The following is a 24,901-nucleotide window of genomic DNA, read 5'->3' on the forward strand; positions in this document are numbered from 1 at the left end:
TGTAACGGGGGTATTTCGACCAGGGATGGCCGGTTTAACGATGGAATTTCTGAACGGCGGCTTCTCCTGACTGCGCCAGCCGCCGGGCTTCGTTGCGGGCGATCATCTGCTCAATCGCATACTTACGCGCTTTCGCCGCGCTGTATCCCGGACCGCTACCGGGTTTACCCGCGCTGGCATCTCTCCAGCCCTGGAGCGTGTCCTGAACGGCGCGGGTTGTCTGCTTCCCGGCTCCTGCGGCCAGTTTTCCGGCACCAAATGCCGCCGCGCCAATACCCACCGCCGCCAGTCCCTGCATGGATATGGTCGCACTCGCCCCGGCGAGTGCTCCGGCCAGCCTGGCGGAGAGGTAAACCAGTATTGCCGCGCAGATACCCGCCAGGCAGACCTGTGCGCCTAACTCCACAATGTTGGATTGTGCGGATATTTGTGTTGCAATAGCTAACCGCGAGTTTAAATAATTAACGACAATGCGTAGCGACAACGCAGAAAACAGAACCGTTAATATGGCTGCGAAAATATTTTGCAGCCAGTTGTTAAACATGGGGCGTAAAAAAACATACAGAAGACAAAAAATAAATATGGGGGCTGTAATGCTCAGGAGTAAAATCATGACCTCCGAGACCATTGAAACAAATGCTGTCACAATCATTAATACGAATATCCCCAGCCAGACATAAAATTGAGCGGTCATACCCTCATCTTTTATATAAGTTGAGTTATCCATATCGTGTAACGTTTTACCTAATACCTTTGCTTTATCCCATACTGAGTCCAGTAACTGCCATATATTATCGCCACCGGAAAATCCCTCCTTTAAACCATTAATAGCGTCGATAACGCTGTCAAGATAACCGCTGACATTTGCCACAAAGGACAGGATGATCGCCATCCTCATGATGTCCCACATGACATCCTCCATTGGCGTGGACAGCTTACCCGCCAGGGTCTGGTATCCACGCCACAGGATATAGAGGGTGGCTGACGTTGCCGCCAGCCCCACCATCATGGAGGAGTATGACATCATCAGTCCCTTTGTGGCGTCGGTGACTCCTCCTATCAGGTGTTTTTCAACACCGATAAATACACCACCGGGCATAATAACCTCGCTATGAATTCAGGTCGGGAGTGGGGGCATTTAACTGTTGAATCTGATAATGAGCTTCATTGGCGTTTTTACAGTTTTCTGAGGCATCGCCGGTCTTCTGGCATTTCTCATACACCGCTTTTAGCTCATCGGGATGATCCCTGTACCACTGGGTCGTTTTGGCTTCTTCTTTGCAGCCGCTAATGACGACGAATAATAAGGACAGGAAAGAAAGGATTAATAAACGCATGTGAGACTCCTTTAGCCGTTTAAATCAGGGGTCGGCGCATTTAACTGTTGCTGATTCCACTGTTTAATACGCTCGTTCTCCAGCACTTTTTCGCGCTTTTCTGCTGCCTTCACGCTGATTTCCCACTGGTCAGTGAGCGTGTTCAGCATTACTGATTTTAGCTGAATACTGTTGGCAAGGTCCTGAGATTCCTTTGTGTCTCTGGAAAGTGCGATACGGTTCGAGAGGCTGTTAATTTCCCCCAGCGTCTGGCTGACCTGCCCCTGGATCTCGTCAGTCTGCTCAAACTGAATCGCTTTATTGATGACCTGTTGCTTACAGGCTCTGGCGTAACTTTCGGATTGTTCTGTGTTGCAGGTGTCGAAAATTTTATACTTTTCGTACAGGGCGTCGAACTGTCCGGAAGAACCGCCGGACAGAAGCAGATCATTGAGTGCCTGCCCTGGTTTGCGCAGTTTCTCAAGGTCGGATTTCAGGCTTTTTGCCTGATCAACAAAGTCAGCAATATCACGGACACCGGTGGCCGTTGCCAGCTGATCTCTATACGCCTGGATCTGGCTCTGATAATGCTGCGCAGTCTGCATCCAGCGCTGCGCTTCTTTCAGCCATTCAGCCTCACGCAGCGGATCGGCATCCACCAGTATGGGAATACCGGCGTGTGCCAGCGGGCTGGCCATCACGCACGCGAAAATCAGGGCATGAAAACGCCGTTTCATCATGGTTCTCCTGTGGGTTGTCAGAGTGCCTGAGCCAGGTAAGGTTCCAGCCATTCATGGGGCTGCATCCCTTCCCGGTACAGGAAATCGAAGATTTCGAGGTTGTCGGCGCTGCCGCTCATGACCCGCGTGTATCTGCCGATACCGGAGAGGTCGAGCGTCACGCGTGCCGCAAAACGTTTTGTGTCGCCGCGCCTGAACTGATTTTTTACCACCACATACTGGCGGGCCTGCGGATCCAGATTTTTCACCACATCGAACACTTCCGGCTCAAACTTCATCCCGTCAACATAGTGCGCACGGTCGGCGCCGGGGTTGGCTGCCAGGATCTGCGTTCCGCACTGCTCAATCACGGCGGGCGCAATTTCATCCCTGATGATCTCCGCCGGTGACTGGGTGCCCACAACCAGCATCCCGTTCAGTTTACGGATGGTTTTCAGGCGGTTATAGGCGAAATCCTTAAAGATCGGGTCCCGAAGCCACTTCCAGAACTCGTCCATGAATATGACCAATCGACGTCCGTCGAGCAGACTGGTAATGCGGTACAGCAGGTAAAAGGAGATCGGCGCACAGACGTTCGCGTCATCCAGAAACTCCGTGCCGTCAATGCCAAAGTTATCGCAGTGGCTGATATCGAAGGTGTCTGAGGCGTTATCAAATACCCAGCCGAATTCGCCGCCCTGCGCCCACTGCGACAGGCGAATGATCTGGTCAAGTTAAACAGGACACTTTTTTCTCAGCCATCTGTTCATATCGCACTGGCGATAAATACCCATTCGAAGCATGGTTTCTGTCAAGATTGTAATAACGCATATAGTCTGCAACATCACGTTTCATACCTGCCCGCGTCTGCTGCGGGATCAACAGCACCCATTCATGTTTCAAACTGCCCCAAAAACGCTCCATTACCGCGTTATCCCAGCAGGCGCCAACATCTCCCATGCTGCTTCTGAGTCCGTAACTGGTTAACAGCGTTTGGAAGCGCTTGCTGGTATACTGCGCTCCACGATCGGTATGGACGACCAGCCCTGTCGGTGGATTGCGCAGGTTGTAAGCCTGCATGAGAGCCCGGCAAACCAGCGACGATGTCATTTTCTTGTCAATGTGCCAACCGACGATCCGGCGGGAATATAAATCCATGATCGCAGCCAGGTACAACCAGCCTTCACCCGTTTTCAGATACGTAATATCACTCACCCATATCTGGTCCGGTCCGGGAGGATTGAAGTTCTGATTCAACAGATTTGGTGCAAAATCAGCCCCTTTCTTCGGTTTCGTTGTGACCTTCCAGGCACGGAGTTGCCGGCAGAGAAGTCCCTCTTCGCTCATGATTTTTCTAACGCGCCAACGACTTATGGTGACGCCTTCTTCACGGAGCTTTTTAACCAGCGTTCGGCTCCCGGCACTTTCCCGACTGGCAGAGAATAACGCCTTGAGCATCACCCTGACTGCGGTATCTTTCGACGGGCAGGCTATCGGCTTTTTTCGCCAGGCATACCATGCGGACGGGCTAATGCGCATCACGCGACAAAGCGTCCGTAGCCTGTAATTACCTGCGTTATCGAGGATAAACTGGTATCTCACGACATGTGCTTCGCAAAGAAGGCGCTCGCCTTTTTTAATATTTCCTTCTCAATGCGTAACTCTTTGTTTTCTAGACGTAGCCTTCGGAGTTCAGCTTGTTCATCTTCACTAAGCGGACTTTCATGGCGCTGGCGCGCGGCGGCGACCCAACTGCGCAATGTTTTGGCGCTGATCCCCAAAGAAGTTGCGGCACGCGCAATGGAGTAATTTTGCGTCAGCACCAGGGCCACCGTTTCCTTCTTAAATTCTGGCGTAAATTTTCGCTTCTGATTCACTAAACACCTCCATTTTGGATGTAAGTTTAGTGTCCTGATTATTCGACCACAGCAGAATGCTCAGACCGTTCTCCTGGGCTTCTTTAGTGGCAGGTTCAGGAAGATTCTCCAGCAGGCGCGTAATACCACAGACACGGTATTGCGGCTCGTTGCTCATCACGGCGTTAACGGCGTCGTTCAGGCGACGCTCATCACGGGGCGTGATGGTCGCGCCGTTACGCGTGCACAGCAGTTTCATCAACTGACTGATGAAACTGATATTGCGTTTCGTGGGCGACAGAGAAAACGGGTTCCACCCCGTGGGGTCGCCATGCGTGATACGGTAGTAACGGCCGCCCAGCGCCCGGATGTTCATTTCCGCGCCCCGGTCCTTATCCAGATAAACGGTGGTCAGCCGTTTCGTTTTCGCGTCGGGCGAAAAACTGTCCGCGCGGCTATATTTCTGCTGCATGTTTTCAAGGAAAGTCATCAGCATGGTTTTCCCCGAACCGTTGGTGCCGAGAATGCAGGTGCTGGCCGGGTTCTTCTCGTTGAACTCGTCCTTGTCCGCCAGCGTGTTATGCAGGTTCAGGTAGTAGCCATCCCCTGACGGGGTGTGCAGCAGGGCCATCGCATCCCCCCAGGGCGCGTTATCGCGCTTGCCGGGGTAGAAATTATGCAGCGCGGCCAGCTCCACAAAGTTCAGGCTGCTCAGTTCACCCACGCGTGGCCGCAGATGATAGTTGCCGGGCAGTTGCGCCATATATGCCGCTGACAGTGAAAGCGCTGCCGGAACCGGGGTGATGCCGAGATTGTTCAGGGCATTGCTGATTTCACTGGTATCGGCCACCAGACTGTCCAGCGTGCGGGAAAACACCATGATGGAGAAATGGTGTCTGCCAAAGGCGATTTTCCCCGATGTCAGCAGGTCAAGCGCCACATCCAGATCCAGCCGCTGTGACACCGCATCATCATCCGAACTCATTAACAGACGTCGGGTGCGTTTGATGGCCTTCCGGGCTTCCTCGCGTGACATGCAGGTGTAGGACTGCGTTACCACGTAATCACAGGGCGCGTACAGCAGTGAATCCATCATCCCCGTCGCAGTCTCCTCCGGGAACTCCTTCACTTCCAGCCCCCGGAAATAGTGTGTACCGCTGGTGTGGTTTATCTGCCCGGACTCCGTCGAGAAGAACAGCGCCGCCGACCCCATCACCGAATACGCGGCGGCGCGGGTGACACGCACTCTGCGCCACTGGTGTGTCAGCAGGTACTCATAAAAGGATAACTGGGAGGAGAATACCGCGTTGCCTTCGGTGAAGGTGCCAAGAGGACGCGCAGCATAGCGTGACAGTGCGGTATCGAGCGAGCCTTTAATTTCCAGCATTTCCCGCAGCGCACCGTCAAGCTCTTTCAGTTTCTGCCCGTCTTTCATGCGCCTGCGTCCGGCCTTTTCCAGGCGGACAAAGGGGCGGTAGCAGACGGTCAGGAACAGGCGGTTACGGCGAAACGGGTCAGCCGCAAGCGAGGTATAATAGAGACGGCTGATTTCATCGGCGTAAGGGTTGCCGGACGCCTTGTGCAGCGAGTCTGTGAACGGCCCCCGCACATTGTGGATATAAAAGGTGACCGGCACTCCCTCGAATGAACGGATGAGTCTGTGCAGCTGGTTCCGGTCGGAACTGAGCGTGTCTTCTGACTCGCAGTCAAACGGGGTACCCGTCAGTTCCCAGGTACAGTAGAGGTCACTATTGGGAGAGCGAACCACATGCTGATGAATATGCGATGAATACGGGAGGTACTTTCTGAGCGTGGCACACTGATTCAGTTTCATGGCGGTGAGAAACTCCGTGATATCAACAGCCTCATGCTCAACGGGCATAAAGGCGGTTGCGCCGAACAGACGGTTTGCTGCCGGTTTTCCTCTTGCCCTGAGCCAGATGGCAATCAGGCTGAACCGCATGGGTTCATTCCTGGTGAGCGACTTCATCACCAGAAATTCAACCGGGAGCAGTGCGAGGAAAGCGACGGAAGTCCAGACCGCGACGATGATGGTGAATCCCGTGACACCGAGAAGGGGCACCATCGGCACCCCCCATAGTGCCGCCGGGCGTTTCATTGCCTTGAGCAGCTTTGCCATAGGTGACCTCTCAGCTCATCAGCAGCGCGCCGATCTCACTGCCTCCACCAATCAGGATCCCGCCGATGATGATGTAGGCGCACTGCGACAGGCTTTCGCCTTTCCAGAGCGTTTTGTAACCCACCCAGATCACGGCCACGGTGATGGTGATGGCCGCCAGGCCATGCAGGCCGGTGGAGACTTTCTCCATCACGGTGTTCGCCCGTTCAAAACCGTCGGCCAGTGCCGGAATGGCAGAAAAAGCCGTTAGCACACCGGCAGAAACGGAGCTTGTCGCCGACTTTAGCTTGCGGAAAAGCGTCATTATTCTTCCTCCTCACGGGGTGACCGGGAGAGACCCCGGCGCACTGACGGCGCGGATATTGGTGAGATGGCGATGTTGTCCTGACGGAGTTTCGCGGGGATGCCACGCACGACGGTCCCCGGCCAGATCACGCGGGGGCGAGACGGGGGATCGGCAGGGATGGCTTCCAGGGGCTGCGAGGTTGTGGAACTATCCTCGCGGGTGCCGGGTACGGCATAGCGGGGAGATGCCGGTGTTAAACCTATTCGCTGCACATAGCTCGTTCCGGAAAATACGGCTTCCGTCTGTTGTCCGGTATGGAAATTGCCGGAGTAATAACAACTCAGGGCTCTTTTCAGGGTGCCGCCACGGCGGTAACAGTCACTAAGGATGCGTTCAAAGACAGACAGATTGGTGCAGGGATCAAGCAGATCGGTGGCCGCCACTCCGTAGTGACGGAAATTGGTGCTGGTGATTTGCATCAGCCCGACGGAATAACGCCGGTCCTGTATGGCAAGACGACGGATAATGCGCTCAGCATCGGCCCGGCTGGCGGGAAGATGGGAGATAACAGGATTGTCACCGGAGGCTCTTCTGGCTCTGGGGAGTATCTCGGCGATGGCATAAGGATTAAAACCGGATTCCACCCGTGCCACATCGAGTGCGGTGGACGGATGAATGCTGGCGGCACACTGCATGGCCGCCGCCAGAAAGGCTGTGGTGGAAAGCATGATGGCCTCGGGATTGCAGGCAGCGTGCAGGTCAGCGGACCCTGCGCGCTGCGGAGTAAGGAGTGATAAAGAAGAGTTAAAGCGTGGTTTCGCCGGATTCCGCGCTCTGTGGCGGATTGTTATCCTCCCGGGGTTCAAGCAGGACCAGTTTGCCGGAGACGGCAATACCGGGCGTCAGGACAATATTCAGGCCGGGCTTACCGTTATGGGAAAAGGCCACACCGACTTTTGTCCACCAGGTATTTTTCTCACCCTGTGAGTCCGGCTGACTTTCCTGGGTAACATAGACGTAATAAACGGGTTTTCTCATGATGTCCCCTTTAATGAAATGGTGAGAAATAACATTTTCGATCACATCCCGATCCTGCATTCCGGTTTTAACGGGTCAGCGAGAACATTCAGCGGCACCCTGAATTGTGGTTTTATGACAGCCCGTTCCGTATTATTAAAGAGCAACACTCGGCCCGGACGAATTAACGTCTATCAGGGCAACCATTCTGTAATGGCGTGTTTAGCATGGGGGATCGGGATCGAGTCATGAACAATAAACTCAAAACAAAAATGAAAGAGTTAATCGGATGGATAAATAAAGAAATGGGAGGGCAGGAAAGGAAGTGGAAGTAAGTTATGAGAGTTTTTTTTTATTTTCTGATACAGATAAAGACGTATGGGGCATTTATTTCCCATACGTCTTTTTGCTCACATTTAACACCGACGGCGTTCAAGTTTATCCTGACATTCCGTACAGGTTGTTACGCCTGGTAGTGCCTGCCGTCGTTTTTCAGGAATAGGTTTACCGCATAAACGGCAGTGGAATAATGATGGTGTTGTTCCTGGTTTGAAACGACTCTGTTCAATCATCTCTTCCAGCCGCTGCTCATTAAATTCCTGGTCGCGGTCGATCTCATCCGGCATGTGATGCCCTCCTGCTGGCGGCTTCCTGTTCGCAAAGTACGATACGCTTCCAGACGGTGGTGAGAGACAGACCTTCGGCGTCCGGCAACAGCTTTTCCGTCACCTGCATCATGGCGGTCAGCGCGTCGGAGGATTCAAGATTATCCACCCGGTATTGTTGCCATTGCCGCCAGATTTCGGCATCCGTCTCTTCGTCCGGCTCAGGCGTCCGGCCATAAGGCACGCTGACACCCAGCAACCGGCGGCGAAAGCAGGTTTCGTTGGAGGTGAGACCAAAATACTGGTTGAGCAACGCGATGGAACCACCCAGTCGGATCGCCCGGTTAATCAGCCGCTGGTACCGGACATCCTGACGAGCCTGTGCCATCAGATGGCGTAAAACATCATGGCGAACGCTGATTGAGACAAACGGTGCTGATGACCGGCTGACAATAAACAGCTCATCAAGCGATAGCTGATTGAGGACAGTCATTTCGTCGAAGGTGAATCCCAGGGTTTCACAGTGGCGAAGGTTGCCCTCTTTCAGCGCGTGCAGTGCATCGGTTAATACGGCGAAATTCAATGATGGGATCATTCTGTCATATCTCCACACTGTTTTCTAAAACGGATAAATAGGGAAGGATTGAGCTAATATGAGATGAAAAAAATCGGTGATTGTTTTTCACCTCCACTCCCCCCGAGATGTTTTCAGCGGTTAGCTAATTTAAGGTTTATCCACTCATCTATTTCGAATTCGATCCAGGCCACGCTGGCTGGACCAATCTTTATTGACCGTGGAAAGGTGCCGTTTTTCATATACAGGTAGACTTGGGAGCGTTTCAGGCCGGTTTTTTCTTCAACCTGTTTTAAGCGTAATAACTGATGAGATGTCATAACTTCCTCCAGTACAGAAATTGGGATGGGCCCGGAGATGACAAAAAAACACAGAGGGATAACGGAGGGGAAGTGAGTAAGCCCGTATTACGGATGCTGTCACTCGTAATACGGGTTTTCAGATTAAAAAATGAATGTTGTTTTAATTTGATGGTGTAGTGGAGGAAGGTGAGCCGCGTTCAAGTGCGGTTTTTAGCGTGTCTCCGCTCAGTCGATCGGTAATACCCTCGGCGGAGGCCCATTGCTCGAAAATGGACAGTAGTTTATAAGGTTGTTTGATTAATGGACTAATCGTGTCATTATGTTTACAGGCAAGCCAAAACATACGAGATAACGGTGTGGATATTCGTGTTGAAGACGATGTGATAGTTTTGTTTTTAACAGGAGTGTTAATTATTTTTTCAAGTTCTGAATACCGTATGACTAAACAGGCATCCGGAGGTAAAGTATAAACTGGAAAATAACCGAATCGACTTGCCATCTGTGGTGAAATATATTCATTAATATTTGACTCGATACTCTTAGGTGATTTTTTTATTTGCTGTTCTATTCTTGCCTTCCATGTGGATTTTTCGAATAGCTGAAAAATTTCACCGGATAACGAAACCGATATCCCATAATTTACATCATTAGCTCCTGTTAGTGGCAAAGGAATGTTAAGAGATTGGGCCAGTAATGACTGAACTATAACATATTCGTACCCAAGCAATGTTGTGTCAATAACTCGTTGCCTGGGAGAAAAGAGCTTTCCACTGGTGCTGATAATTAATTTGATGCCATTAGTGAAATTGTTTCCTTCAAGTAAACAAAGTTGCGCTAAAAAAGAGCTTCCTACTGTTCGTAGTTTAATCTTATTGTTTGTTATTTGCACCTTCCTTAAAATAACAGGTGATTGGAAGTAAATAGATAAATATATATTTCCACATAAAGCATGACGATAGAGGTCACTGACTGTTAAATTTTTATTCATAATCTGACTAGCTATAGTAGCTGCTTCTTGTATAGTTACCCAATCCAACATTATATTTTGGGTGTTTGATATAGTACTATTTAATGACATGCTAGAGCTCCTTTTATATAACAATATCTTTGAAGTAATCAAAGTGGATAGTGTTATCTGATAGGGCTTGAAATATGTCGCTGTGACGAAAATAATAAATGCAAGGATGAGTAATATACGTTTATATTTTGTTGGATAACTATCAGGATATAATTTGAATTCAATAAATTAACGAGAAAAAACAAGTGACTGATAAGCAGGTGATTAAGTACTGATGATTGAGATGTTCTCTTTACTATTTAAGGCGTTAATGCTCTGCTCATATATAGAAAAAATGTACTTATTGAGGCGACTGAAAGGATGGAGAAACCTGATAGTCAGCTTGTTATTATAAACCGGCCTTATGGCCGGTTTCCTTTTATGTATGACATTTGGCCATTATTTTAAAAAATATTTGGATGTTTTTTTATTTTTAGAAATTGTATGATTGCGCCCAGAGTTGCAACAATCCCAGCTGATGTAGTAAGCACCCAAGGGGATAAATCCTGCAAGAGAAGAATACCCCCCATCGCGGCACCGATTGCACTACCCAGGTATAAGGCAGACTCATTGAGAGCAACCGCTAAATTGCCATCCCCTTGTTGCTCCCGAGCCTTAATTAATTCGTTATTCTGCGGTACTTGCAATGCCCACCCTACCGCTCCCCAGATAGAAATTGGAATCATTACGAGCCATGCGCTTGTGGATGCAGCTGGCGGTAGAAGGAATAACGAAATGGCTAAAGTAACCATGATACTAAAGCTAAGTACTGGTCCTCTAAAGCGATCGACCAGCGGACCAATTAAAAAGCTGCCTATTACACCACCAATCCCCCAAACCCACAGGTAAGGAGTGACGGAATGTATAGCACCATAATTTGAATCAGAGAGCAGTGGAGCGATGAAAGTGTACATACCAAGGCTGGCAACTGCAGCCAATAAAGATACGAGAAGAATTGTGACAACATGCATATCAGTAAGCAGCATCAGCTTGTGCTTAAGTGATATCGTCTGAGCTTTAGGCAGCACCGGGAGTTTCGTAATGAGTCCTAATAAAGCAATTGCTCCTAATAATGCAACTAACCACAGGGCTGCTGCCCACCCAAAACGTTCGGCTAACAGGAGGCTAAGCGGAACCCCAAGCACAGTCCCACTTGCCATTCCTCCCATGATAACAGAAATGGCTTTTCCCCTTTGATCAGGCTCTGAGAGCGCTGCTGCACCGGCAATACCCATTGCAAGATAAATACCCGCTCCTACTCCTGCGATTGCACGGAATATCAACAATACGGTGAAATCAGTTGATAACGCACTGGCAGCATTAGCTATCACAAACAGACCTAGGGCGAATAATAAACCGCTGCGCTGTCGGTGAGCAGGTAAAAATGCAACAAATACGGGTGAACCGAGACCATATGCAAGAGTGAAAGCAGTTACGAGTTGGGCAGCTATCGCAGTCGAAACTGAAAATGATGTTTGTATCATTGGTATCAGCCCGGCAGTCACATATGAAGCCATACCCAGAGCGAAAGCTCCTAAGGCTATAAGATATACAGTGGATCGAGTATTTAGAGCCATAAAAATTCCTAATCTCGAATTTAAAATAGGGGTAAATGATTACCCTCTGATGGAAATCAAAAAGAAAGCGAAACGTTGTAATTCTTAGAGCCTATCCCAAAAGGAATTATCGTATAATACGTTACGGTAATTTCTGAGGGGGAATGTATGGCGGGTAGCAAGTGGCAGATCAGCGACGAACTATGGGAAAAAATGGCTCCACTCATCCCGGAGCATAAAACCAGCCACCCACTGGGGACTCATCGTAGACGCGTTGATAACCGTGCTGCCATGGATGCCATATTCTTCGTCCTCAGGACCGGTTGCCAGTGGAACGCCCTGAACGCCACCGGGATATGTTCATCGAGTTCTGCACACCGACGCTTCCAGGAATGGCGCGATGCGGGAGTCTTCGAACGCTTCTGGCAGAACGGTTTGCTTGCCTGCGAACATCTGGACGGCATTGACTGGTCCTGGCTGTCGATGGACGGCTGTATGACCAAATCGCCATTGTCAGGAACAAAAAAACAGGCCGTAATCCCACGGACAGAGGGAAACAAGGCGTAAAGCGTAGCCTGCTGACAGACGCCAACGGGCTTCCTCTGTCGCTGGTTGTTGCAGCAGCGAACACGCACGATATCAAACTGGTTGCAGATACGCTCGATGCACTTCAGACGGGGCGTCCGGGGCAAAAACTCAGACTCTGCCTGGACAAAGGTTACGAAGCTGGCTGGCTGAAAACGTATCTACAGAGCCGCCGCTACGAGCCGCATATCCAGTCCCGTAAAGAGGAGTCTGATGCAGGTAAAAACACCGACTTCAAAGCCCATCGCTGGGTTGTCGAGAGGACTCATAGCTGGATGAATCGCTTTCGCCGGGTTCTGACCCGATGGGAAAAGAAGGCCGAAAATTACGAGGCCATGTTGCATTTTGCCTGCGGCATCATTGTCTGGAACAAAATCCTATTGGGATAGGCTCTTAATCCATGTATTTAAACCTATGGCAAGTTCTATGCCCATACGGTCATACATGGGAGACAGGTCGCCAAGCGGCTTCTCTAATGTCTGTTGAACACGCTTACGATCTAATAAGGGTATAACAGGCGAATTAGAGTCTTCTAAAATAGCCGTTAACGATTGACGTAAAGCTCTTTCGTATGCAGGGTCTTGGGTTGAGGGATATGGACTCTTAACACGATTTGAAATACTTTCAGGCAAAATATCTTTAGTCGCAGCTCTTAAAATACTTTTTTCACGACCATCAAACGCCTTCATTTCCCAAGGAATATTAAAAGCATATTCTACCAGCCGGTGATCGCAAAAGGGTACACGGACTTCGAGACCTACAGCCATGCTCATTCTGTCCTTTCGATCAAGTAAGGTCTGAACAAACCGGGTCAAATTGACATAGCTCATTTGCCTCATACGATGATTGGTTTCGTTCTCTCCCGGCAGCACGGGAGTTTCTGCCAGAGCTTGCCTGTAGCTATCCTGCAAAAAATCATCCATTCCAAGTTTATTCAATAAGCTCTGTGAAAAAAGCGTCTTTCCGTCAAAGTATTTTCCCGTGACGGAGGTTAGCCATGGGAAGGTTTTAGCCGCTATGGCTTCAGGATCATGGAACCAGCGATATCCACCAAATACTTCATCTGCAGATTCACCAGAAAGCGCGACAGTTGAATGCTGTCTTATACTTTGAAACAGTTGATAAAGAGAAGGCCACATGTCGCCCCAAAAAGCGGGTGGCAAATCCAAAGCATGTACGATCTTGGAGCGTAGATCAGGATCGGCCATTGAGCTACTATCGATTATAATTTCTCCATGCTTGGAATTGATTAGTTCAACCAAGTCTCGTACAAAAGGAGCATCAGGAGTACCGCGGACTCCATCTCCAGTGAATTCTGTACCATGATTGGCAAAATCTACTGAGAAAGAACGGATATTCTCCTTTCCGGCGGCAAGGAGTTTTTTAGAAGCCAAAGCGGTAATAATGGATGAGTCCAGACCACCAGATAAAAGACTACATAACGGCACATCAGCAACAATATGTCTGTCGACGATATCCTCAAGCAGATCGCGGGTATGCTTTATTGTCTGCTCAAGTGAATCCTGATGTTCATGCGCTTCAAGTTTCCAGTAACGGCTTTTATAAAGCCCATCATGTGAAACTTTTATACACTCTCCGGGTAAAACCTCTCGCATCCCTGAAAATATCGCCTGCCCAGGTGTTTTTACCATCTCTAATATTTCCCTCATACCATCGGCATCCACTTTACGAGGAACAAGGGAATTAGCTAAAAGAGCTTTTGGCTCAGATCCAAAAATTATACCATCTTCTGTTTGAAAATAATAAAGAGGCTTTACACCCATCCTGTCGCGAACAAGAAAAAGTTCCTGTTTTAGGCGATCCCATATAGCGAAGGCGTACATGCCATTTAATTTTTCAGGAAAGTTGTTACCCCACTGAAGGTATGAATGTAATACTACTTCTGTATCACTTCGTGTCTCGAAGCGGTGGCCTAAACTTTGAAGCTCTGATCTTATCTCTTGAAAATTATAAACTTCACCTGTATATGTGATAACCGCCGCAGCACGATATCCATTATAATTGGCTATCATAGGCTGTCGTCCCCCTTCAAGGTCAATAACAGACAGCCGACGGTGCCCTAATCCAATAGGTCCATCTATCCACAGACCTTCAGCATCAGGACCTCGTAAAGCCATTGTATCTGTCATTCTTTGCAACGTTTTCCGCTGCGATTCTAAATTTTGGCTATAAGAAAGCCATCCAGTCATTCCACACATAATTTCACTCCAGAAAGAAAATGTTTATCCGAGGCTTTCTAAGTCAGTATCGTGAGGTAGCAGAGCTCGAGTTTGCCCCCGTATATAACGTGCTGGTAATGTCGCCAAAACTTTTTGACTAATTTCATCCAGCAATTCTTGCAGACTAAATGTTGTGTTAAGGTCAGCAAATGGTTGAAGAGGGGGAACGTTGTTTGAAACATATAAAACTACGTCTTTGCAGAGCTTAGACAATTTTTCTACAGTCTCTAGGCCGGGTTTACTGGGTTCAGTTTTTAAATCTAACACGGTGACATTTTTACCATTTACATCGCGTGTCCAGATTTCAAGGTGGTCGCTATCCCATTCTGGAGTGTCATAAATAATCCGTGCGTGATATAAAAATCCCTCAAAATCTATAAAAGTAAAGTCTACGTTCCGCTGGCGTTCAACATTGACGAAACTGCTATAGCCAGCAACTGGCGAATTACCTATTTTTGCTGTGAGTAAAACAGTATCAAGTATATTATCTCCCGAAATGGAGAAGTCTGATTTTATACCCAACGCTGCTTCTAACTTTAATGGGCTATCTTTAGGGTAAATAAAGTTTATAAGATCTAAGGCATGAATTATTTCACTAGTTACGCCACACGTAGGCCGATAATCATTAATGCGATCTTTTCCCCAATAAAATGATGCTCTGATTAGCGTCCATTGCCTTCTTTTTATTTCATCACGTAGTTTCTGAGTCGCCTCTGAGTAACGCTCTACGAGATCAAGTGCAAAGCCTTTGATGTTTACAAGTGAATTTTTAAAATCGGTCCAATTTTCATTGGGAATAGCTAATGGTTTTTCACAAATAATAAATCCGTTAAAGTATTGTAACTCTTTGAGGATTTTTACATGGCTATGATCATTTACACTTACAACGACTATATCAGGGCAGAATGTATTCACTGCCTCAGAGACTTTATCAAAATATGGTAATGCTTCACTTCGCTTATGTCTGCCAACATAAGAAAATTGCATAGGAATATCTAATTCTATTCCCAAGTGAATGAATGAACGGAGATAGCGCTGTCCTGCGTAACCAAGGCCAATAATGAGTACCTTCATAACCTATTTCCTCCATAGATGAAAATCTTTTCAGAGCTGGCCGTAAACCCAAGCTTTTCATAAAGGCATTCGGCTTCTGGTGTTGATTCAAGTACAACTTTTGAAACAGCTTTTTCCTCAAACCACTTTAATATATTTTTCATAATACATAAGGCGATGCCTTGTCTTCTCCACTGAGGAAGAACAACTACAGATTGCACCCAACCGCACATTCCAGTAACACAATCTGGAGCAGGGGGCCGATTATCAATGATTCCTGTGGCACACCCTGTAAGCTGTCCTTCACACTCTGCGACAACTATCCTGATGTTTTTGTTTCTGCCATGAAGTTCATGTAGCCATTTAACGTACTCATTTTTCCAGATATTACTTTCTTGCGGATTACGACTTGTGTAACTGGTGTTGTGATTGCCGTCCAGTAAAATAGCTCGCAGAGCTATACCCGTGATCATTGAAACTGCTTGATTTCGTCGGTGCTGAGGATCATGCTCAGGCCATGAACGTAAAACTGACCTCCGCACAGATTGCCGCCCTTGAGGCTCAGCACCGGCAGAGTCGTGACCGCCGTGTCTGCGACCGGATACGCTGCGTGCTGCTTTCTGCTCAGGGCTGGTCTCCTGCCATGATTGCGCAGTCTCAGCTCATTCATGAGACCACGGTTCTGCGTCATCTATCGGATTATCTCAGCGACGGTAAGCTCACCTCTGATAACGGCGGTTCGCAGGAGCATCTGACTCCCGGGGAGTCTGCCGAACTTCGTCAGCTTCTGACTGACACTGTTCACATCACGACGGCCAGTATCGTGTCGCTTGTCCGTGACCGCTTCGGTGTGCGCTACAGCATTCCGGGTATGAATAAGTGGCTTCACCGCAACGGGTTCACCTGGAAAAAACCGTCAGGTATTCCCCATAAGTTCTGCCCGGCACAACAGCAGCAGTTCATGACGCATTATGAAGCGCTGAAGCAGGCTGCCGGTGACAGCGAACCCATTCTGTTTATGGATGCGGTACATCCGACGCAGTCAACGAAGCTGAGCTGTGGCTGGATAAGAAAGGGGGAACTGAAAGCGGTGAAAACCACCGGGAGCCGGACCCGCCTGAACATCATCAGCGCCCTCAGCGTGAACGACCTGGCCCGGACGGTGACCCGTGATTATCCGCAGATTAATGCGGATGCTATCTGCCGTTTTTTTATTGCAGTTCGCCAGACTTATCCGGTGTCGCAGAAAGTGCATCTGATACTGGACGGTGCGCCTTATCACCGGGCATCGCTGGTTAAGGACTGGGCCTTCGTGATGAATATTGAACTGCATTATCTGCCGCCGTACAGCCCGAACCTGAACCCGACAGAACGGTTGTGGAAGGTGATGAATGAGCATGTGCGGAATAACCGGTATTTTGCGTCAGCGAAAGCCTTCAGGGACGCGATAAGAGGATTTTTTGAACGAACCCTGCCGGAACTGGGGCAGAAACTGGGCTGTCGTATCAACGACAATTTTCAGGTGCTCAGTTCCGTGTCAGAGACATAACGACGTATAGCGTAAGGTGTTCACCTGTGAACAAAATAACTCTCATTGATCATGTTGCAATAACTGTTGCCGACCTTGAAGTATCTTACTGTTTTTACGATAAATTGTTTGGTGCAAAAATTCATGCAGAGTACGCCCCCTTTGGGAAACTGCTTGTAAGGCAGGTATCGCTGGGTGATATTGTCCTGAGTTTACATCAGGTTGAGAATGGCGTGGAACTTGTAGCTAAAAGGCCAATGCCAGGGAGTGCTGATTTATGCTTCCGGTGGGGAGGGACAATTCTCAGCGTGTTAGAGCTACTTGAGAAAAACGATATCGAAATAATCCATGGCCCGGTGCCCCGTGAAACGAGTTCAGGTCAGCCATCACAATCTGTTTTCTTTCGGGATCCTGATGGAAATCTGCTGGAGTTAATGGCTGCTGATAATAAAGACCAAGGTTAAAATACTCAATAAAGTCAAAAATAAATATTTTCATCTGCAGGACTTAATGTGGCTCCCTGAAACAATCTGCACTTTGAAGTTTATTGAGTATACAAGACTATTAATATCCTTAGCCTTTGCCACACGAAATTTAATCTGAGATTGGATCTTCTCCATTATTATGCCACCTGAACTGAAGGTTTTATCTGTTTCAGCGGAATATCAAAATATTGAAATACTTCTAGTAATGATTTAGCAAGATGCTTAATCTGGTCTTCGCTGTGATTAGGTGTGGCGTTAACTCTAAAACGCTCAGTTCCAACAGCAACAGAAGGATAATTTATAGGTTGTAGGTAGATCCCGTGTACTTTCATTAAGCGTTCTGCAGCTGACTTGCATTTGACCTCGTCCCCTACCAGAACCGGTAAAATATGAGTTGTAGAGCATGTCATCACCGGAATATTCAGTTGGTCAAGTTTCGAACGTAGAAGTTTGGTGCGTTCCTGAAGCATTTCCCGTTCTTGTGGATGTTTTCTTAGATAATTAACGCTAGATAAGCAACCTGCTGCTATTGCTGGTGGTAATGATGTCGTAAAAATAAAACCAGTTGCGAAGGACCTTATAGCATCTATCATCCATTTTCGGCCAGTAATATACCCTCCAATCACACCTATAGCTTTGGCCATTGTGCCCTGTATAATATCGACTTTATCTGCCACACCGACCTCAGCAGCAATACCCTCACCATTGGGTCCATACATGCCAATAGCATGTACTTCATCAAGATACGTTAAAGCATTATACTTTTTAGCCGCTTCGACAATAGATTTAATAGGGGCGATATCGCCGTCCATTGAATAAACTGATTCAAAAATAACTATTTTGGGGCGTGTTAATGGATACTGAGAAAGAATTTGAGTGAGATGGTTAACATCATTATGTTTAAATACCTGTCGCTCTGTTTTAGTTGAACGTATACCGTTAATTATTGATGCGTGGTTCTGCTCATCACTTATTACTACGCAATCAGGTATTTGCCTCAAAAGGCATTGTAATGTTGCGTCGTTGGAGCTAAAACCAGTTGGGAAAACTAAAGCTGCTTCTTTACTATGCCATTCGGCAAGACTACTTTCAAGTTTCCCAAATAATCCATGTGTACCGCCAATATTACGAGAACCACCTGAACCAGCCCCATAGGAATCGATAGCCTCATGCATGGCTTGTCGAACAATGGGATGTTGTGACATTCCAAGATAATCATTACTGCACCACACTACAACAGGTTTGGTCTCTTCTCCTTCAAGACGAGCGAGAGGGTAGCTACCACATATACGATTTAAAGTAACAAAAGTACGATACTGACCTGAAGATTTAAGGTCGTTCAGCTTTTCATTCAATAAATTCTGGTACATTTTTCACCCCTGCAATTTTACAAAAACCATGGAAGTAAAGTCGCTGTACTCTTGGCAACCATTAGGAGCCTAAGCGCCTTTGAATCACATTGTGTCCTGGATTTTTTACGGTTACAATCTAACTGATTATGCTATTACTAGGAGTGATGTGATGAGAACAGTTCGCAACATGCAGCGAACACGCAAAGAACTATCTCAGTTTTTACGTAGCCGTAGGGAACGTCTTGAGCCAGCCGATGTGGGGTTGACATCTACAGGAAGAAGACGCACACCAGGTCTTCGTAGAGAGGAAGTTGCTGCGCTTGCGGGGGTAGGGCTGACCTGGTACACATGGCTGGAACAAGGCAGAGATATTAGCGTTTCTGCGGCATTTCTTGACAGTCTTTCACGTGTCTTAAAACTCGATGCCGCCGAACGCCGCCATCTCTATCTTTTGACGCAGCAACGGCCACCAGTTGAGCCGGGTAAAACGTGGTGCATCGTTCCCCCCCTTATCCATCGTCTCATGGGAAATTTAAAGACAAGTCCAGCCTATGTAATAAATTTACGCTGGGATGTCATTGCATGGAATAAAGCGGCTGATCGGGTTTTCCACTTTTCACATTATGCGGCAGAACGCAGGAATCTTCTTTGGATGATCTTTGCTGACCAAGCTACACGCATGTTATTTGAACCATGGGAAGAACAAGCTCACCAGTTGATTTCACATTTTCGCAGAGACTTCGTCAGAGCAACGCAAGCTCCTGATATTTGCGAATTAATTAAGGATCTAGAAAACATTGATCCAGACTTTAAAACTTGGTGGCACGAGCAGGATATTCATGGTCCTTATTATGGGAAGCGTCAGTTAAATGTAGAAAAGATAGGATGTGTATCTTTTGAACATACGATGTTGACAATTGACCAGGACAGACATTTAAGGCTGGTATATTATGCTGTCACTGAAGGTAATGATGCTGGTTTTAAGTTTGAGGAGTGGGTATCTTCTGATCCGGATTAAATTGTTAGAAATTAAATTTTCTTAACTAAGTTAAATATTTTATAAGGGACCTGTAAACAGGCGTGATTAGCAGAATGCAGTCTGTAATCATTTCTGTTGTGGTCTTAATATGGTTATAAGAAGTGAGTTTCGATATTCATCATATAACTATATGAAAAATTTAGATTTGAATAATAGGCTGAAATTTTTCCTATTATTCAAATGGTTAAAAATCAATTATATTTATAGTGAAATCGATTTCTGACTACATCTTATCGTTCAATAAATAGTAGCGATCTTATGCTGTCGAGCATAAATATACGGCGCGACGTAGCCCTCACGGTTGACGTCCAAATAATCCGACCACCACTGCATCATTTCGATTCTGGCTTCCAAATGCTCCGCCTTATGCACGTAAGCAGCCCGCACGCCGTTGCGCTCTTTGTGGCTCATCTGTCGCTCAATGGCATCCTTTGACCAGCGTCCGGACTCATTCAGGGCACTACAAGCCATAGTTCTGAAGCCGTGACCGCAGACTTCGGTTTTGGTGTCGTAGCCAATCATGCGCAGCGCCTTGTTGATAGTATTTTCACTCATTGGCTTATCCATTGAATGCGCTCCAGCAAAGACAAATACTGACTCTCCGGTAATTTCCTTAATCTGTTTCAGCAGAGCAACCGCCTGTTGCGACAGCGGCACCAGATGTTCATCCTTCATTTTTGTGCCACGCTCTGAAAACCTCACGTCTTGTACGGCCTCACGCTTTGCAGGCACCGTCCAGGTATGTGCTTTCAGGTTGAACTCGTCCCAGCGTGCGAGGCGAAGTTCACTGGAGCGCAGAAAAACATGCAGATTCAGCTCCAGCGCCAGACGAGTCAGTTCCCTGCCTTTGTAATTATTCATCTTCTCCAGCAGTTCTGGTAGGCGTTTCAGCGGCAGGGCGGGGTGGTGTTGGGTCACCACTGGGGTCACGACACCCTCCAAATCGTAAGCCGTGTTATATTTAATCACGCCCTGCTGCACTGCGTGGCGCATGATTTTGGTCAAGTACTGGCGCACCCGTCCGGCAACGTCATGCACACCTTTATCGTCGATGGCCTTAACAAGTTGCGCCAGATGGCGGGTTTCAATCTTTGCGATGTCCATCGCGCCAATCCCAGGTAAAACGTAGCGTTTCAGACAGGTGAGGATTTTATCGGCGTGCGCGTCAGACCAGAGCTTAAGGCTGCTGGTGTGCCATGCCGTAGCGGCATACTGAAATGTGCGGGATTCATCAACGGCGGTGTCATCCGTCTTGCGAAGCTGAAAAGGGCTGATGCCGGACGCCAGAAGCTTCCGAGCCGCATCGCGCTTTTCGCGGGCTTCCGCCAGTGTAGTTTGAGGATAGGGGCCAAAGGCCAGACGGCTTTCTTTACCGCCGAGGCGATAGCGGAAATACCATAGCTTAGCGCCGCTGGCGGATACCGTGAGGTACAGGCCTTGCGAGTCAGTGAGCTTATAAGATTTTGTGAGAGGTTTTGCTGAGCTGATTTTGCTGTCAGTTAACATGTGAGGGTCACTCCAGTTGTCGAACTGAATGACCCGCAATCTGACCCCATTTTTTCCGGATACTAAGGGATAAATCAAAACGTATCGGAAAGACTTTTTACGCCAACCTATTGAATTACAACAACATAGAGATTCATAGGAAAGCATAAAAAAAGAATAGTGGTGCCCGGACTCGGAATCGAACCAAGGACACGGGGATTTTCAATCCCCTGCTCTACCGACTGAGCTATCCGGGCAACGGGGCGCATTAAAACCGATTCGCCTCGCTGCGTCAACGAAATTTCATCAAATCAACGCAGGATGGACAATCTATCACCACATTGCATTAAAAGCACGCAGCTTCAGGCGAAAAAGAGGCTCCAGGCTGCCGATAGCGGCATGGCCAGCACCAGCGCCGGCAGCATATTAACCACCGCAAACATCTTGATACCGCAGATGCGCAGCCCGGTCGCCAGCAGCAGCATGCCGCCGACGGCGCTGAAATCGGCCATCATCATCGGGGTCGTCAAGGGCATAATTAACGCGGCGCAGGCCGCCAGGCTGAGCTGAATAGCCAGCATCGGAACGCTTATCGCCGCGACGGCAATGCCGAGGGAACAGGCAAAAATGGTGGCGGTGAAAAAGTCGAGGAACGCTTTGGCGATAAGAATACTGGCGTCGCCGGTCATGCCTTCGCGCATCGCGCCGAAGACCCCGGTTCCGCTGGCGCAGAACAGGACGATAATCGCGACGTAGCTCTGAACAAAAGAGTCATGGGCGGCGACCCGCCGCTTGCCCTTCGGCGAAAATATCTGCTGGAGTCTGCCAACCAGCGCGTTGGTGCCTTTCTCCATATTACATACTTCACCAAGCAGGGCGCCCAGCAGGGTGGCGAGCACCATCACCGGCAGGTTGGCGCATTTAACCACTAACAGAATACCAATGCCCAAAGAGGCGAGACCAAAAATAGAGGTCATCGATGTGCGGATGCGCTCCGGCAATCTCTGGCTTAACAGTGCGCCAACGATGCCGCCTGCCAGCACCGCGCCGGCGTTAATAAAAGGCCCTGTAACCACAGCGTGCTCCCGTTAATTATCCCTAATAAGTGCATTATTATGAACCTGCCACGGCGTAAAGGCTCGTGGAACAGTGATGTTACTGCATATGTAATTCATCTTGCCTGGGTATAGCAAAGGTGACATTATTGCGCGAATTTTCTTCTCTTCAACTATGAGGCCGCCGGAATGACCACATCGCCAACGCATTGCCGCCGCGCGCGGATGCGCAAGCCGCCTCATCTTGCTACTCTTAGTCTCGATCCTCTTCCCCTCATGCGGTGAAGGCAGCGCATGCTCACTGCAGGACAACAGTAAAAGCGGACCTGGTCTGCTTTTACTGATGTCGGGCGGTCGGAGCTGGAATCCAGTCGGACCCTGACATTTTGTTGGACAAGGCGTGAACGCCCTGTCTGAGGCCTTTTACTCTCCGGAAACGGGTATTCGCGCTAATGAAATCAATGCACATTGCCGCCAGCTGCGAGCTGGTCCCCCATCTTTCCACCCACCGTCGCGTGGTGGCGCTGGACAGTACCGATTTTACCGATGTGGCGGCAGTCGTCATTACCGCAGCGGACAGCCGCAGCGGCATCCTCTCCCTGCTTAAACGTAGCGGGTTTAATCTACCGGTTTATCTGCTCAGCGAAAGCGAAGTAGCAAAGCCGGACGGCGTCGCGGCGGTGATCTCAGGCAAAGAGCAGGAGTGGCTGGAGCTGGAGGCGGCCGCCTGCCGCTATGAAGATAACCTGTTGCCGCCGTTTTTTAACACCCTGACCCAGTACGTAGAGATGGATAACAGCACCTTTGCCTGTCCGGGACATCAGCACGGGGAGTTTTTTAAAAAACATCCGGCGGGCCGCCAGTTCTTTGACTTCTTTGGCGAGAACCTCTTCCGGGCCGACATGTGTAATGCCGACGTCAAGCTGGGCGATCTGCTGATTCACGAAGGCTCCGCCAAGCACGCGCAGAAGTTCGCGGCGAAGGTGTTCCACGCCGACAAGACCTATTTCGTCCTCAATGGCACCTCGGCGGCGAATAAGGTGGTCTGCAACGCGCTGCTCACCCGCGGCGACCTGGTGCTGTTTGACCGTAACAACCACAAATCCAACCACCACGGCGCGCTGATTCAGGCCGGGGCCACGCCGGTCTACCTGGAGGCCTCGCGCAACCCGTTCGGCTTTATCGGCGGCATCGATGAGCACTGCTTTGATGAAGGCTACCTGCGCAACCTGATTCGCGAAGCGGCGCCGGAAAAGGCCGATGCGCCGCGGCCGTTCCGCCTGGCGGTGATTCAGCTCGGCACCTACGACGGCACCGTCTACAACGCCCGTCAGGTGGTGGATAAAATTGGCAGCCTGTGCGACTACATCCTGTTTGATTCCGCGTGGGTCGGCTATGAGCAGTTTATTCCGATGATGGCCGACTGTTCGCCGCTGCTGCTCGATCTGACGCCGGAAGATCCGGGCATTTTCGTCACCCAGTCGGTGCATAAACAGCAGGCCGGTTTCTCGCAAACGTCGCAGATCCACAAGAAGGATAACCACCTGCGCGGCCAGGCGCGATTCTGCCCACACAAGCGGTTGAACAACGCCTTTATGCTGCACGCGTCAACCAGCCCGTTTTACCCGCTATTTGCGGCGCTGGACGTGAATGCCAAAATTCATGAAGGCGAAAGCGGCCGCCGGCTGTGGGCTGACTGCGTGGCGCTGGGGATTGAAGCGCGTAAGGCGATCCTCGCCCGCTGCAAAATGATTCAGCCGTTTGTTCCGCCGACGGTGGCCGGGCGCCCGTGGCAGGATCATCCGACCGAAGCGATCGCCCGCGAGCGGCGTTTTTTCAGCTTTGAGCCGGGCGCCAGCTGGCACGGTTTTGAGGGCTATGCGGGCGATCAGTACTTCGTTGACCCCTGCAAGCTGCTGCTGACCACGCCGGGCATCGACGCGCAAAGCGGCGAATATACCGATTTCGGGATCCCGGCGACGATTCTGGCGCACTACCTGCGCGAGAACGGCATTGTGCCCGAGAAGTGCGATCTTAACTCGATTCTGTTCCTGCTGACCCCGGCCGAGAGTGCTGAAAAAATGGCCCAGCTGGTGGCGATGCTGGCGCAGTTTGAACAGCATATCGAAGCCGATAGCCCGCTGGCCGACGTGCTGCCGACCATCTATAACAAGTATCCGGTGCGCTATCGCGACTACACCATTCGCGAGCTATGCCAGGAGATGCACGATCTGTACGTCAGTTTTGCGGTTAAGGATCTGCAAAAAGAGATGTTCCGCAAGCGGAGCTTCCCGCGGGTGGTGATGAATCCGCAGGATGCGAACCGCGAATTTATCCGCGGCAACGTCGACCTCGTGCGCCTGAGCGAGGCCGAAGGCCGCATTGCGGCGGAGGGGGCGCTGCCCTATCCGCCGGGCGTGTTGTGCGTGGTGCCTGGCGAAGTGTGGGGCGGGGCGGTGCTGCGCTACTTCCTCGCGCTGGAGGAGGGCGTCAATATGCTGCCCGGCTTCTCGCCGGAGCTGCAGGGCGTCTACAGCGAAACGGATCCCGACGGCATCAAGCGGCTGTACGGCTATGTGCTGAACCAGGCGGCTATGCGCCTTTCTTAATAGCGGACCCTCTCCCGCAGTATGTCGGGAGAGGGGATGCGG

23 protein-coding genes, 1 tRNA gene and 2 pseudogenes are annotated in these 24,901 nt (G+C 49.5%); 5 read left to right on the forward strand and 21 right to left on the reverse strand.

Translation table 11 applies throughout. The features are described 5' to 3' along the window. Positions 1-34: 34 nt before the first annotated feature. The 14 genes and pseudogenes from AC1M2H_RS04185 to AC1M2H_RS04250 all read right to left on the reverse strand — a co-directional run bounded on the left by AC1M2H_RS04185 (position 35) and on the right by AC1M2H_RS04250 (position 11,449). On the reverse strand, positions 35-1,099 hold the full coding sequence (locus AC1M2H_RS04185; protein ID WP_480150406.1) for a TrbL/VirB6 family protein: 1,065 nt from the start codon (positions 1,097-1,099) through the stop codon (positions 35-37). 10 nt (positions 1,100-1,109) lie between these two features. Beyond that, a complete protein-coding gene (locus tag AC1M2H_RS04190) occupies positions 1,110-1,337 on the reverse strand; it encodes an EexN family lipoprotein (RefSeq protein ID WP_057107833.1) in 228 nt (75 codons plus the stop codon). Positions 1,338-1,348: 11 nt separating this feature from the next. Then, positions 1,349-2,053: a TrbJ/VirB5 family protein gene (locus tag AC1M2H_RS04195; protein WP_480151837.1), complete on the reverse strand. Its 705-nt coding sequence runs from the start codon at positions 2,051-2,053 to the stop codon at positions 1,349-1,351. 20 nt (positions 2,054-2,073) lie between these two features. Further along, positions 2,074-2,757, reverse strand: a pseudogene (locus tag AC1M2H_RS04200) (TraG/VirB4 family ATPase); the annotation flags it as partial. A gap of 7 nt (positions 2,758-2,764) precedes the next feature. Continuing rightward, a protein-coding gene (locus AC1M2H_RS04205) for an IS3 family transposase (protein WP_480151815.1) occupies positions 2,765-3,951 on the reverse strand; the annotation gives its coding sequence in 2 pieces (ribosomal slippage) (positions 2,765-3,675 and positions 3,675-3,951; 1,188 coding nt in all). A 10-nt stretch (positions 3,952-3,961) separates the two neighbouring features. After that, a pseudogene (locus AC1M2H_RS04210) lies at positions 3,962-6,031 on the reverse strand (VirB4 family type IV secretion/conjugal transfer ATPase); the annotation flags it as partial. A 10-nt stretch (positions 6,032-6,041) separates the two neighbouring features. Beyond that, entirely contained in the window at positions 6,042-6,335 is a 294-nt protein-coding gene (locus AC1M2H_RS04215) for a TrbC/VirB2 family protein (protein WP_480150407.1), read from the reverse strand. Continuing rightward, positions 6,335-7,045 carry a lytic transglycosylase domain-containing protein gene (locus tag AC1M2H_RS04220; RefSeq protein WP_480150408.1) on the reverse strand — a complete coding sequence of 237 codons (711 nt, stop codon included), beginning with the start codon at positions 7,043-7,045 and terminating at the stop codon, positions 6,335-6,337. The genes AC1M2H_RS04215 and AC1M2H_RS04220 overlap by 1 nt, the downstream gene beginning before the upstream one ends. Positions 7,046-7,121: 76 nt before the next feature. After that, positions 7,122-7,355: a hypothetical protein gene (locus tag AC1M2H_RS04225; RefSeq protein WP_480150409.1), complete on the reverse strand. Its 234-nt coding sequence runs from the start codon at positions 7,353-7,355 to the stop codon at positions 7,122-7,124. A 395-nt stretch (positions 7,356-7,750) separates the two neighbouring features. Next, complete coding sequence (locus tag AC1M2H_RS04230) at positions 7,751-7,960, reverse strand: TraR/DksA family transcriptional regulator (RefSeq protein ID WP_048211278.1); 210 nt, start codon at positions 7,958-7,960, stop codon at positions 7,751-7,753. Then, a complete protein-coding gene (locus AC1M2H_RS04235; protein ID WP_480150410.1) occupies positions 7,950-8,534 on the reverse strand; it encodes a DUF2857 domain-containing protein in 585 nt (194 codons plus the stop codon). The genes AC1M2H_RS04230 and AC1M2H_RS04235 overlap by 11 nt, the downstream gene beginning before the upstream one ends. Positions 8,535-8,647: 113 nt before the next feature. Next, positions 8,648-8,833, reverse strand: a complete 186-nt coding sequence (locus AC1M2H_RS04240; RefSeq protein ID WP_480150411.1) for an AlpA family transcriptional regulator — start codon at positions 8,831-8,833, stop codon at positions 8,648-8,650. 142 nt (positions 8,834-8,975) lie between these two features. After that, positions 8,976-9,893 carry a hypothetical protein gene (locus tag AC1M2H_RS04245; protein ID WP_480150412.1) on the reverse strand — a complete coding sequence of 306 codons (918 nt, stop codon included), beginning with the start codon at positions 9,891-9,893 and terminating at the stop codon, positions 8,976-8,978. 383 nt (positions 9,894-10,276) lie between these two features. Beyond that, the gene (locus AC1M2H_RS04250) at positions 10,277-11,449 is read right to left on the reverse strand and encodes an MFS transporter (protein ID WP_480150413.1); all 1,173 of its coding nucleotides are present in this window, start codon (positions 11,447-11,449) and stop codon (positions 10,277-10,279) included. A gap of 147 nt (positions 11,450-11,596) precedes the next feature. Here AC1M2H_RS04250 and AC1M2H_RS04255 point away from each other — a divergent pair. Further along, a protein-coding gene (locus tag AC1M2H_RS04255) for an IS5 family transposase (RefSeq protein WP_480147878.1) occupies positions 11,597-12,402 on the forward strand; the annotation gives its coding sequence in 2 pieces (ribosomal slippage) (positions 11,597-11,947 and positions 11,950-12,402; 804 coding nt in all). Here AC1M2H_RS04255 and asnB read toward each other — a convergent pair. From asnB to AC1M2H_RS04270, 3 genes are read right to left on the reverse strand one after another with little or no spacing between them, the layout of a single operon-like run. Beyond that, entirely contained in the window at positions 12,391-14,232 is a 1,842-nt protein-coding gene (gene asnB / locus AC1M2H_RS04260; RefSeq protein ID WP_480150414.1) for an asparagine synthase (glutamine-hydrolyzing), read from the reverse strand. The genes AC1M2H_RS04255 and asnB overlap by 12 nt on opposite strands. 24 nt (positions 14,233-14,256) lie before the next feature. Continuing rightward, entirely contained in the window at positions 14,257-15,327 is a 1,071-nt protein-coding gene (locus AC1M2H_RS04265; RefSeq protein ID WP_480150415.1) for a Gfo/Idh/MocA family oxidoreductase, read from the reverse strand. Next, positions 15,324-15,779, reverse strand: a complete 456-nt coding sequence (locus AC1M2H_RS04270) for a GNAT family N-acetyltransferase (RefSeq protein ID WP_480150416.1) — start codon at positions 15,777-15,779, stop codon at positions 15,324-15,326. Before AC1M2H_RS04270 ends, AC1M2H_RS04265 begins: the two co-directional genes overlap by 4 nt. 44 nt (positions 15,780-15,823) lie before the next feature. On the opposite strand from AC1M2H_RS04270, the gene AC1M2H_RS04275 reads away from it, so the two are divergent. Next, positions 15,824-16,855: an IS630 family transposase gene (locus AC1M2H_RS04275; protein ID WP_480151833.1), complete on the forward strand. Its 1,032-nt coding sequence runs from the start codon at positions 15,824-15,826 to the stop codon at positions 16,853-16,855. A gap of 26 nt (positions 16,856-16,881) precedes the next feature. After that, on the forward strand, positions 16,882-17,298 hold the full coding sequence (locus AC1M2H_RS04280; protein WP_480147914.1) for a VOC family protein: 417 nt from the start codon (positions 16,882-16,884) through the stop codon (positions 17,296-17,298). Between the two features lie 158 nt (positions 17,299-17,456). Here AC1M2H_RS04280 and hemA read toward each other — a convergent pair whose 3' ends face one another. Continuing rightward, entirely contained in the window at positions 17,457-18,689 is a 1,233-nt protein-coding gene (gene hemA / locus AC1M2H_RS04285) for a 5-aminolevulinate synthase (protein ID WP_480150417.1), read from the reverse strand. Positions 18,690-18,840: 151 nt separating this feature from the next. Here hemA and AC1M2H_RS04290 point away from each other — a divergent pair, with 151 nt between their 5' ends. After that, positions 18,841-19,689 carry a helix-turn-helix transcriptional regulator gene (locus AC1M2H_RS04290; protein ID WP_480150418.1) on the forward strand — a complete coding sequence of 283 codons (849 nt, stop codon included), beginning with the start codon at positions 18,841-18,843 and terminating at the stop codon, positions 19,687-19,689. Positions 19,690-19,947: 258 nt separating this feature from the next. Here the strand turns inward: AC1M2H_RS04290 and AC1M2H_RS04295 are convergent, their stop codons facing one another. From AC1M2H_RS04295 to AC1M2H_RS04305, 3 genes are all read right to left on the reverse strand, one after another. After that, positions 19,948-21,216: a tyrosine-type recombinase/integrase gene (locus AC1M2H_RS04295; protein WP_480150419.1), complete on the reverse strand. Its 1,269-nt coding sequence runs from the start codon at positions 21,214-21,216 to the stop codon at positions 19,948-19,950. A 160-nt stretch (positions 21,217-21,376) separates the two neighbouring features. Beyond that, a tRNA-Phe gene (locus AC1M2H_RS04300) sits at positions 21,377-21,452 on the reverse strand. 105 nt (positions 21,453-21,557) lie between these two features. Next, complete coding sequence (locus tag AC1M2H_RS04305; protein WP_480150420.1) at positions 21,558-22,271, reverse strand: DUF554 domain-containing protein; 714 nt, start codon at positions 22,269-22,271, stop codon at positions 21,558-21,560. Positions 22,272-22,702: 431 nt separating this feature from the next. On the opposite strand from AC1M2H_RS04305, the gene AC1M2H_RS04310 reads away from it, so the two are divergent. Continuing rightward, positions 22,703-24,859 (forward strand): ornithine decarboxylase, encoded by a 2,157-nt coding sequence (locus AC1M2H_RS04310; RefSeq protein ID WP_480150421.1) that lies wholly within the window; start codon positions 22,703-22,705, stop codon positions 24,857-24,859. Positions 24,860-24,901 lie beyond the last annotated feature (42 nt).

The sequence above is a fragment of the Klebsiella sp. F11 genome (assembly GCF_056712265.1).